Source organism: Lacinutrix sp. (assembly GCF_023299985.1).
Lineage (GTDB): Bacteria > Bacteroidota > Bacteroidia > Flavobacteriales > Flavobacteriaceae > Lacinutrix.
Window position 1 is genome coordinate 1 of record NZ_JALZVX010000116.1, and the last position, 10,357, is coordinate 10,357.

Annotated in this window: 9 protein-coding genes; 7 read left to right on the forward strand and 2 right to left on the reverse strand. The window is 31.6% G+C overall.

Features of this window, described 5'->3' with window-relative positions; translation table 11 throughout:
• Positions 1 to 37 precede the first annotated feature (37 nt).
• The 7 genes from Q0C58_RS05990 to Q0C58_RS06020 all read left to right on the forward strand — a co-directional run bounded on the left by Q0C58_RS05990 (position 38) and on the right by Q0C58_RS06020 (position 9,569).
• Positions 38 to 772: a DUF3108 domain-containing protein gene (locus tag Q0C58_RS05990; RefSeq protein WP_290698828.1), complete on the forward strand. Its 735-nt coding sequence runs from the start codon at positions 38 to 40 to the stop codon at positions 770 to 772.
• The gene (locus tag Q0C58_RS05995; RefSeq protein WP_290698812.1) at positions 772 to 1,695 is read left to right on the forward strand and encodes a tryptophan 2,3-dioxygenase family protein; all 924 of its coding nucleotides are present in this window, start codon (positions 772 to 774) and stop codon (positions 1,693 to 1,695) included. The genes Q0C58_RS05990 and Q0C58_RS05995 overlap by 1 nt, the downstream gene beginning before the upstream one ends.
• On the forward strand, positions 1,653 to 2,972 hold the full coding sequence (locus Q0C58_RS06000; RefSeq protein ID WP_290698814.1) for a M23 family metallopeptidase: 1,320 nt from the start codon (positions 1,653 to 1,655) through the stop codon (positions 2,970 to 2,972). Before Q0C58_RS05995 ends, Q0C58_RS06000 begins: the two co-directional genes overlap by 43 nt.
• 11 nt (positions 2,973 to 2,983) lie before the next feature.
• Complete coding sequence (gene pgi / locus Q0C58_RS06005; protein WP_290698816.1) at positions 2,984 to 4,627, forward strand: glucose-6-phosphate isomerase; 1,644 nt, start codon at positions 2,984 to 2,986, stop codon at positions 4,625 to 4,627.
• Positions 4,628 to 4,790: 163 nt separating this feature from the next.
• Complete coding sequence (locus Q0C58_RS06010) at positions 4,791 to 7,343, forward strand: carboxypeptidase-like regulatory domain-containing protein (RefSeq protein WP_290698818.1); 2,553 nt, start codon at positions 4,791 to 4,793, stop codon at positions 7,341 to 7,343.
• Positions 7,344 to 7,353: 10 nt separating this feature from the next.
• Positions 7,354 to 9,048, forward strand: a complete 1,695-nt coding sequence (locus Q0C58_RS06015) for a choice-of-anchor J domain-containing protein (protein WP_290698820.1) — start codon at positions 7,354 to 7,356, stop codon at positions 9,046 to 9,048.
• Positions 9,049 to 9,149: 101 nt separating this feature from the next.
• On the forward strand, positions 9,150 to 9,569 hold the full coding sequence (locus Q0C58_RS06020; protein ID WP_290698822.1) for a hypothetical protein: 420 nt from the start codon (positions 9,150 to 9,152) through the stop codon (positions 9,567 to 9,569).
• A 107-nt stretch (positions 9,570 to 9,676) separates the two neighbouring features.
• Here Q0C58_RS06020 and Q0C58_RS06025 read toward each other — a convergent pair whose 3' ends face one another.
• Both Q0C58_RS06025 and Q0C58_RS06030 read right to left on the reverse strand, forming a co-directional pair.
• On the reverse strand, positions 9,677 to 10,057 hold the full coding sequence (locus tag Q0C58_RS06025) for a TraR/DksA C4-type zinc finger protein (RefSeq protein WP_290698824.1): 381 nt from the start codon (positions 10,055 to 10,057) through the stop codon (positions 9,677 to 9,679).
• 10 nt (positions 10,058 to 10,067) lie between these two features.
• On the reverse strand, positions 10,068 to 10,357 hold a 290-nt coding region (locus Q0C58_RS06030; RefSeq protein ID WP_290698826.1), incomplete at its 5' end, for a DUF5915 domain-containing protein.

Consider the following 10,357-nt stretch of genomic DNA (forward strand, 5'->3'; position numbering starts at 1 on the left):
TTTACTTATATTTTTAACAATATGCTCACTTAACACCATGTTTGCTCAAAAAGAGTCCTCATTTAAAGATGGCGAATGGTTTAAATTTAAAATGAGCTATAGTAATTTTCTTAAAGCTGGAAACGCAACCTTATCCGTAAAAGAAACAGATCTTGATGGAAAACCTGTATTTCATGTCGTTGGAAAAGGATGGACTACAGGCATGATTAAGTGGTTCTTTAAAGTGAAAGACCGTTATGAAAGCTACATAGACGTTGAAAAAAATATTCCATATAAATTTATTAGAAACATAAATGAAGGTGGTCACAAAAAAAACATCGAAATCGATTTTGATCACGATAAAAAAACAGCCTTCGTTCATAACAAGAAGCATAATACTAAGAAAACTATAAACACTAAAGCTAATGTTCAAGATATGGTTTCTATGTATTATTATTTAAGAAATAATATTGAAATAGCATCATTAAAAATTGGTGATGAGATTAAAACAGATATGTTTTTTGATGAAGAAAACTATGGTTTTAAACTTAAATATTTAGGTCAAGAAACAATTAAGACAGAATTTGGTAAAATTGAAACCATAAAGTTTAGACCGTATGTAATGGCTGGTCGTGTGTTTAAAGAAGAAGAAAGTTTAACGCTTTGGGTATCTAAAGACAAAAATAAAGTACCTTTACGTATTAAAGCAGATTTGGCTGTTGGTTCCTTAAGAGCAGATTTAGAAGATTTTAAAGGACTTAAACACCCATTCAAAATTGTAGGAGATAAATAATGAGCATAGATAAAAAGACCACCGACCAATTAATAGAAAAATACCAAGATTTAGGCCAAAATGTAAATACACATTTAGAAGGTTTACTACATAGTAAACCAATAGATTATTGGGACTACATCCAAACAGATGCTCTTTTAAATCTTCAAACACAACGTACAGTATTTCCAGACGAGATGGTCTTTTTAATGTACCATCAAGTAAACGAATTATTATTTAAAATGATTCTTTGGGAAATAGATCAAGTATCAAAAAAAGAAGATGTTTCTGCCGCTTTTTTCGAAGATAAACTTATGCGTATTAGCCGCTATTTCGATGTACTAACCTCCTCTTTTACAGTCATGAAAGACGGAATGGATGTCGCGCAATATAACAAATTTAGACACACATTAACACCTGCAAGTGGTTTTCAAAGTGCGCAATATAGAAAAATTGAATTCGCTTCTACAGAACTTATCAACCTTATAGATAATCGTTTTAGAAAAACAATAGATAGAAATACACCTTTTGAGCATGCTTTCGAGCATTTATACTGGCAAGCTGCTGGAAAAGATTATAAAACTGGTAAAAAAAATTACACATTAACAGTTTTCGAAGAGAAATACAAAGACGAATTTATTAGATTTGTAGAGTTCTCTAACACTAACAATTTGTGGTCAATTTTTAAAAAATTGCCAGAAGCAGTTAAAGAAGACAAAAAATTAATTAAAGCAATGCGTCATTACGATTACACAGTAAATATTACTTGGGTAATGGCACATTATAATACAGCAAACCACTACCTTAATATTGGTGGCAAAACAGTAGAAGCAACAGGAGGAAGCGAATGGGTAAAATACATGCATCCAAAATATCAACGACGAATATTTTTTCCAGATTTATGGAGTCAACAAGAACTAGACGATTGGGGAAAAAATATTTAATACTATTATTTTGCTTCATTTTTGTAATAAGCTGTAAAAAAGATAATAAAAACAACAATACTATTTACAATTCTTTAATTGAAGAACCCAAAGAAATCAACGAATTTGGTTTTAATTTAGAGAGTTATATTGTTAAAAAAGATACCATACAAAATGGTGACACTTTTGGAAAAATATTAGAACGAAATAACATAGCTTATCCTAAAATATTTGAAATAACACAAAAAACAAAAGATAGTTTTGATGTTAGCAAAAAATTACAATTAGGTAAACCATACACCTTATTATGTTCTAAAGACTCACTTCAAAGTCCCAAATGCTTTATTTATCAGCCTACAAAAGAGCGTTATGTTGTTATAGATTTTCAAGATTCAATAAAAGCATATACTAGCTACAAGCCTATTAAATATGTAGAAAAAACAGCAACAGGTGTTATTACCTCAAGTATTTCAAACGCTATGGACGAACAAGGCAAACCATTTATGCTAGCCTTAAAAATGAGTGATATTTACGCATGGACCATAGATTTTTCTAGACTCCAAAAAAACGATAAATTTAAGGTTGTATACACTGAAAAGTATATAGACGATTCTATCTACGCAGGAATTCACGAAATAAAATCTGCATATTTTGAGCATAATAAAGAGCCATTTTACGCCTTTGAATTTGAGACAGATTCAATTTTAGGCATTCGCGATTATTTTAGTGACGAAGCAAAAAATTTACGTCGTGCGTTTTTAAAAGCTCCAGTAAGTTTTAGTCGTATATCATCAAGATACAATCTTAAAAGAAGAATCGCTCATTATAATTATCGTGTAAAACCGCATAGAGGGACAGATTTTGCCGCTCCAAACGGAACACCAATTATGGCTACAGCAAATGGAACTGTAACACGATCTGGATACGGGAAAGGTAATGGTAAATTTGTTAAAGTAAAACACAATGCAACCTATAGTACGCAATACCTTCACATGTCTAAAAGAAAAGCAAAAGTTGGCGATTTTGTAAAACAAGGCGAGGTAATTGGTTATGTTGGAAATACTGGTAGCTCATCTGGAAATCATGTTTGTTATCGCTTCTGGAAAAATGGAAAAGAAGTAGATCCTTTCAAAGAAAAATTACCAGAAGCAAAACCAATTTCAGACAGCTTAAAAATTAAATTCTTAGAGTACATAAAGCCTTTAAAAACACAATTACAATTACTTGATTACCCTACAAAACCTAAAGAACCTGATAGTTTAGGAGTTAAACTTCAAGAAAACAACTTAATTACATAGCGCTACACAAAATGGCATTACCATCAATTAACCCGACAACAACTTCAGCTTGGAAAGCATTACAAAATCATTTTAATGCAAATAAACAAATAGAAATTAAAGAACTCTTTTCTAAGGATAAAAACAGAGCAGATAACTTTAAAATTAATTGGGAAGATTTTTATGTAGATTTTTCTAAAAACCGCATTACAGAGGAAACTTTTAACTTACTTTTAGAGTTAGCAGAACAAGTAAAATTAAAGGGAGCCATTGCAGCATATTATTCTGGAGAAACTATAAACAAAACAGAAAATAGAGCTGTTTTACATACTGCATTGCGAAGAAAAGAAAGTGATACTGTTTTAGTAGATGGTGAAAATGTAATGCCAGAAATTTTTGCAGTTAAGGCAAAAATGGAGACATTTACTAACGAAATTCTAAGTGGAAAAAGAAAAGGTTACACAAACAAATCGTTTACAGATGTTGTAAATATTGGTATTGGAGGTAGCAATTTAGGACCTGCAATGGTTGTAGAATCTCTTCAGTATTATAAAAACCATTTAACAACTCATTTTGTAAGTAATGTAGATGGCGATCATGTAAACGAGGTTTTAAAGAAATTAAATCCTGAAACAACACTTTTTGTTATTGTTTCTAAAACATTTACCACACAAGAAACATTATCGAATGCAACTACAATTCGAAAATGGTTTCTTAAACATGCTAAACAAGAAGATGTTGCAAAACATTTTGTTGCTGTTTCAACAAATATCGAAAAAGTTAAAGATTTCGGTATCTACCAAGATAATATTTTTCCAATGTGGAATTGGGTTGGCGGTCGTTTTTCGTTATGGAGTGCTGTTGGTTTAACAGTAAGCCTTGCTGTTGGTTTTGATAATTTTAATAAATTATTAAAAGGTGCCAACACTATGGATATTCACTTTAAAAATGAAGACTTTAACAATAATATTCCTGTTGTTTTAGCTTTAATAAGTATCTGGTATAATAATTTTTTTGGAGCAGAAAGTGAAGCTGTAATCGCTTACTCACAATACCTTAATCAATTTGCAACTTACTTGCAACAAGGTATTATGGAAAGCAATGGTAAAACTGTAGACAGAAATGGAGACAAAGTAAATTACGAAACTGGCACTTTAATTTGGGGAGAACCAGGAACAAATTCTCAGCATGCATTCTTTCAACTCATACATCAAGGTACTAAATTAATTCCTGCAGATTTTATTGGCTTTGCTCAAAGTCTTCATGGTAACCAAGAGCACCACGATAAATTAATTTCAAACTATATTGCACAGACCGAAGCATTATTAAATGGTAAAACTAAATCACAAGTTTTAGATGAATTAAAAGATTTAAACTTATCAGATTCAGAAATAAAAGACCTAATGCCTTACAAGGTTTTCGAAGGTAATAAACCTACAAATTCAATATTTATAAAGAAATTAACACCAGAAAGTCTAGGTAAACTAATTGCCATGTACGAGCATAAAATATTTGTACAAGGTGTTATCTGGAATATCTACAGCTACGACCAATTTGGAGTAGAGCTTGGAAAACAATTAGCTACTTCTATTTTAAAAGATATCAAATTTAACAATTCTGATAATCATGATGCTTCCACTCGAAATCTTTTAGAATTCTTCAAAAAATTGAGGTAATTATTATTAAAAAACTTATTAATAGGTTTATTCTTTAACATCTAGATATCAAACATTTAAAGGCTAAATTTATAGTATCAAAATTTGTTAACATTAAGTTAATATATAACTTGTAATTATATGTAATTTTGCAAAAAAAATAAACCAACTTTAATTCAACCAAATGAAAAACACAATTAAAATGCTGCTTTTTGCAGTTACATTTTTATGTTCTGCAATTGCGATGGCTCAAAGTACAGTTACAGGAACTGTATTAGATCCCGAAACTAATTATCCATTGCCTGGTGTAAATATTTTAGAAGCAGAAACTACTAATGGTATTTCTACAGATTTTGATGGTAAATTTAGTATAACAACCAAATCTCAAGAAACAAAAATAATTATATCCTATGTTGGATATTTATCTCAAGAGTTCTCAATTACTGGCAGTAAAGATTTGGGTACAATTACTTTATCTCCAAGCGAGTTTGGTTTGCAAGAAGTTAAGATAATTGCATCTGTAGCTGTCGATAGAAAAACACCTGTTGCAGTTTCTACAGTTAGAGCTGCAGATATAGAATTAAAATTAGGAACTCAAGAATTTCCAGAGGTTCTAAAATCTACTCCAGGTGTGTACGCTACTAAAACGGGTGGTGGTTTTGGAGATGCTGAAATTCGTCTTCGTGGTTTTAATTCTGAAAACGTTGCTGTAATGATTAATGGTGTACCAGTAAACGATATGGAAAACGGTCGTGTTTTCTGGTCAAACTGGGCTGGTTTAGGCGATGTTACTAGTTCTATGCAAGTTCAAAGAGGACTTGGAGCGGCAAAAGTAGCTGTACCATCAGTAGGCGGAACTATAAATATTCTTACAAAAACAACAGATATAGAAGAAGGAGGTAATGTTTATACAACTTTAGCTAACGATGGTTATGAAAAATATGGAGTAACATACTCTACAGGTTTAATGGAAAATGGTTTTGCTGCAACAGTTTCTGCTGCTAAAACAGATGGAAATGGTTATGTAGATGGAACCGAATTTAATTCAGTAAACTATTTTTTAAATCTATCTAAACAAATAAACGAAAACCACAAAATGTCTTTTACGGCATTTGGTGCTAAACAAAGTCATGGACAAAGACAAAACAGACAACTTATAGAAACTTTTAACAAGAGTGAAAGAGGAAGAAAGTTTAATGCAGATTGGGGATTTAAAAATGGTCAAGTAACATTTCAAGAAGACAATTTTTACCATAAACCACAAATATCTCTAAACCACTATTGGGATATTAGCGAAAACACTTCTTTATCAACAGCGGCTTATGCGTCTTTTGGTTCTGGTGGTGGTGGTGGTTTTAGAGGTGTTAATAAATTTGGAATTGATTCAGATGGAACTAGTGAATACAGAACAGGACTTTATGGCCCTATAGATTTCGATAAAATAGCTGCTGAAAATGAAGCTCTTGGAGCAAATGGATCTGAAACTATTTTAAGAGCTTCACGTAACAATCATAATTGGTATGGTGTATTATCTACTTTAAAAACAGATATCACAGAAGATCTAGTGTTTTTAGGAGGTCTAGATTATAGGTATTACAAAGGAATACACTTTCAAGAAGTTACAGATTTATTAGGTGGTCAATATTACGGAGAAGCAGATTTCGATGTAAATAATCCATTAGGAATTACTCAAGTAGGTGATAAAATTAACTTTCATAATGAAGGTTTAGTTGGTTGGTTAGGATTATTTGCTCAAGCCGAGTATGATATTAATGATAACTTTAATGCATTTGTATCTATTGCAGCATCTAATACTTCTTATAAACGAATAGATTTTTTCAATAAATTAGATAGTGATCCTTTACAAGAAACAGATCGTTTTAACTTTTTTGGTTACAGTGCTAAAGGTGGTGCTAATTATCGTTTAGATGATAACAATAATGTTTTTATGAATATTGGTTATTTTGAAAAAGCTGCAGATTTTGATGCAGTTTTTCAAAATTTCACTAACGACAATATTAATGAAGATGCAGAAAACGAGAAAATTTTTAGTGCAGAGTTAGGTTATGGTTTTAGAGGAGAAAAATTCTCTGCTAACGTTAATCTATACAGAACAGCTTGGAGAGACAGAAACGAAACTGTTTCTTTTCAACAACCAGACGAAACCAGAGCAACAGCCAATATATTAGGTGTAAATGCTATCCATCAAGGTATTGAAGTAGATTTTGTTTACAAGCCTACTTCTAAACTAGACATAACTGGAATGGTATCTCTAGGAGACTGGAGATGGGAAAACAATCTTGAAGATGTACAAATTTTTGACGAAGAGCAAAATTTAGTAGATACTGTAGATATTTTTATTGAAGATTTACATGTTGGTGATGCTGCACAAACAACGATGGCTTTAGGTGTAAACTATAAGCTTGCTAATAAAACACGTTTTACTGTAGATTATAATTATTTCGCAAACTTATATGCAAGATTCGACCCAAGTGATAGAGGTGCTCCAGCTCCAGATGCATGGGAAGTTCCAGATTATGGTATTTTTGACACCGCAGTATCTCACGGCTTTAAATTTGGTAGCTTTGATGCAAAATTAACAGGTAGAATAAATAATATTTTTGATACAGAATATATAGCCGATGCTTTAGATGGTGCAGATTCTAATGCTAAAACAGCTTTAGTCTATTATGGTTTTGGAAGAACTTTTAGTGTTGGAATGAAAATTAATTTTTAAAAAAACAAAAATGAAAAAAGTAATTTATTTATTAATTGTAATGGTTTCAATCTTTTCAGCTTGTAACCCATTAGACGAGATCAATGACGAAATTGATGCAGAAGCAAATCCAATTGTTGGAATTGATGCTTTTACTATGGTAACCGAAGATTATGTAAACATAATAGAACAAGGTGAAGATGATCCTGTAGATTTCTACGAAATGTTCGAAAGTTTTAATGACTTAGAAGATGCAAGAACAATTTTACCTTCTTTTTTAAGTACAAGATATCCTAATTGGGGAGAAGGATCATCAGTAACGGTTTCTTTTAATATTTACGATGGTAATCCTGGTGATGATATTAGCGACTTTACAAATGCTAATGTTTATCAATTATTAATATCAGACTATCCAACTGCTGGTGGTGGTGCGTTTTTTCCAAATGAAAATCCTGAATCTACATTAGAAACAATTCTTACTACCGAATTCCCTACACCAATTGATGGTGATATAGTTAGATTACAATATAACCTATTTGATATGGAACCATCAGCAGGTTTCGCTGTAATCTATGATGGTTTATTTCCAGATTTGTTTTCGACATTTACTATCGTAGATCAAGCTGGTGAACAAGGATGGACAGAAGGTTCTTCTTTCGCTAATGGTTCTGGTTTTGCTAATGGCTCTGCAAATGAAAACGAAGATTGGTTAATATCACCAATCATAGACTTAACAGGTCAACAAGATGTATTATTTCAAATAAATCAAAGAATTAGTTTTTTAGATGGTGCTGCAGAAGATTTTGTAAACATATTAGTGTCTACTAATTACACTGGAGATCCATTAACAACTAATTGGGATACTATTACTTTAAATACTGTGCCAGACGGTTCAAATTCAGATTTTGTTTTATCTGAAGATTTTGATTTTTCTGCTTACGATGGAGAGACAATAAATATAGCTTTTAAATATGAATCTTCGGCTACTTCTGCACCACTTTGGAGAATAGATTTTTTCCAAATTAAAACTGCAGGATTCACTGGTGATACAACTACTAATTCAGAATATTATAAGTTTTTTGGCGGTTCATGGGATAATATTGAAGATGTATACTACTTATCTTCTGCAGATTATGATTCTATGGGAGAAGCTTCTGGTCAACCAGGACAATTTAACAACTTTAGCGGTAGTGTTTCTTCAGAAGACTACTTACCTACATTTTTAGATATTGAATTCCCATTTGCTCAAGAAGGTGATGAATTAAACATGATATATAGATTCTTTGGAGGAGGTGGTATTGGTACCATTACTAGAGGAAATCTTTACACCGTAATTAATGGCTCTTGGACACCTGCACTTTCAACTATACAATTTGGATTTGAAAATGGAGAATGGGTACCAGATAATACTATTAGATATACATTAGTTAGTGCAGATTATAGTACTGTCGCAGCAGATTTACTTACAGAACCAGGTTTTGAAGCAGCAGCAGCTAATTTAGATAACTTTGGTAATTTTAATAGAACTACTACTAGTGCCTCAAGCTGGAGTGACACCATGATGGTTAGAGCATTAGGCATTGTGGTTAATAACCTTAATCCAACTGCTGAAGATGGCCAGAAATATATAGTCACGTTTGATATGTTTAATGGTGCTTCTGGATCTGAAGATTTTAAATTAATAAAAGAAGCGGGAGAATGGATCGCTAACCAGCCACTAAATTAACAACTACAATTTATATTTACTAAACCGCTTCCTAACCGAAGCGGTTTTTTAATGCCTAATAATTACTACATTTGTAAAACAACTAACTTAAAACACAAATTATGATTAAAATGCTTCACTCTTATTGGGCTTATCTTGTTTTTTTAATGATGGTAATTGCTTCAATAAATGCTCTTATTAAATTGTTTGGCAAAAAGGAATATTCTGCTAAAGATTTTAGAATTGCTTTATTTACACTAATCGTTTCGCATATTCAATTGCTTATAGGTATTGTTTTATGGTTTACCCAAGGTTATTTTAGCGAAAATACCATGAAAGAAATCATGGGAAACTCAGCATTACGATCTAACGCTGTAGAACATCCTGTTGCGATGATTTTAGCTGTGGTTTTTATTACTATGGGTTATTCTAAACATAAGAGAAAATTAACCTCAGCAGGAAAACTAAAACCGTTAGCTATATTTTATACACTAGCATTAATTTTGGTTTTAGCAAAAATTCCTTGGAATGTTTGGTTTTAATACCATTTATAATCAATACAAAATATAAAAACCTCGACACAAGTAAAAAGCGCCAACTTAATAAGTTAAGTTGACGCTTTTTGTTTATCTATATTATTTACAGAATACTATTTTTTTTGCATGTTTTTAGCTTCAATACTTAGCGTAGCATGAGGTACTAATTCTAAACGTTTCGGATTAATTAACTTTCCCGTAACTCTACATACTCCATAACTCTTATTCTCTACTCTAATTAAAGCATTTTTAAGATCACGAATAAATTTTTCTTGTCTAATAGCTAAAGCCGAATTGGACTCTTTACTGTTAACAGCACTACCTTCATCAAAGGCTTTAAATTGAGGAGACGTGTCTTCTGTACCGTTATTATGGTCGTTAAGGTAGGCGCTTTTAATAAGCTCTAAATCACGCTGAGCGTGTTCTATTTTTTCTAAAATTAGCGTTTTAAATTCTGCTAATTCTTTATCCGAAAATCTTACTGTATGTTCCATAGCAATTGTATTAATTTTTAGTGATAAATAATTTTGTATTTATAGTGTCGAAAGCAATATCTATACCATCATTTATCTGTTCAACAATCTCAAGCTTATCTGTTAACGTTTCTGCTTTAATATATTTTAAATTCGTTTTTACAGCTTGCGAAATTTCTTTATCATTCTGTAACTGTACAAAAATACGATCTGTTACTTCAAAACCTGAATCTTTACGTAAATTCTGAATACGATTTACAAGCTCTCTAGCAATACCTTCTTCACGCAATTCTTCAGATATTGTAACATCTAATGCAACTG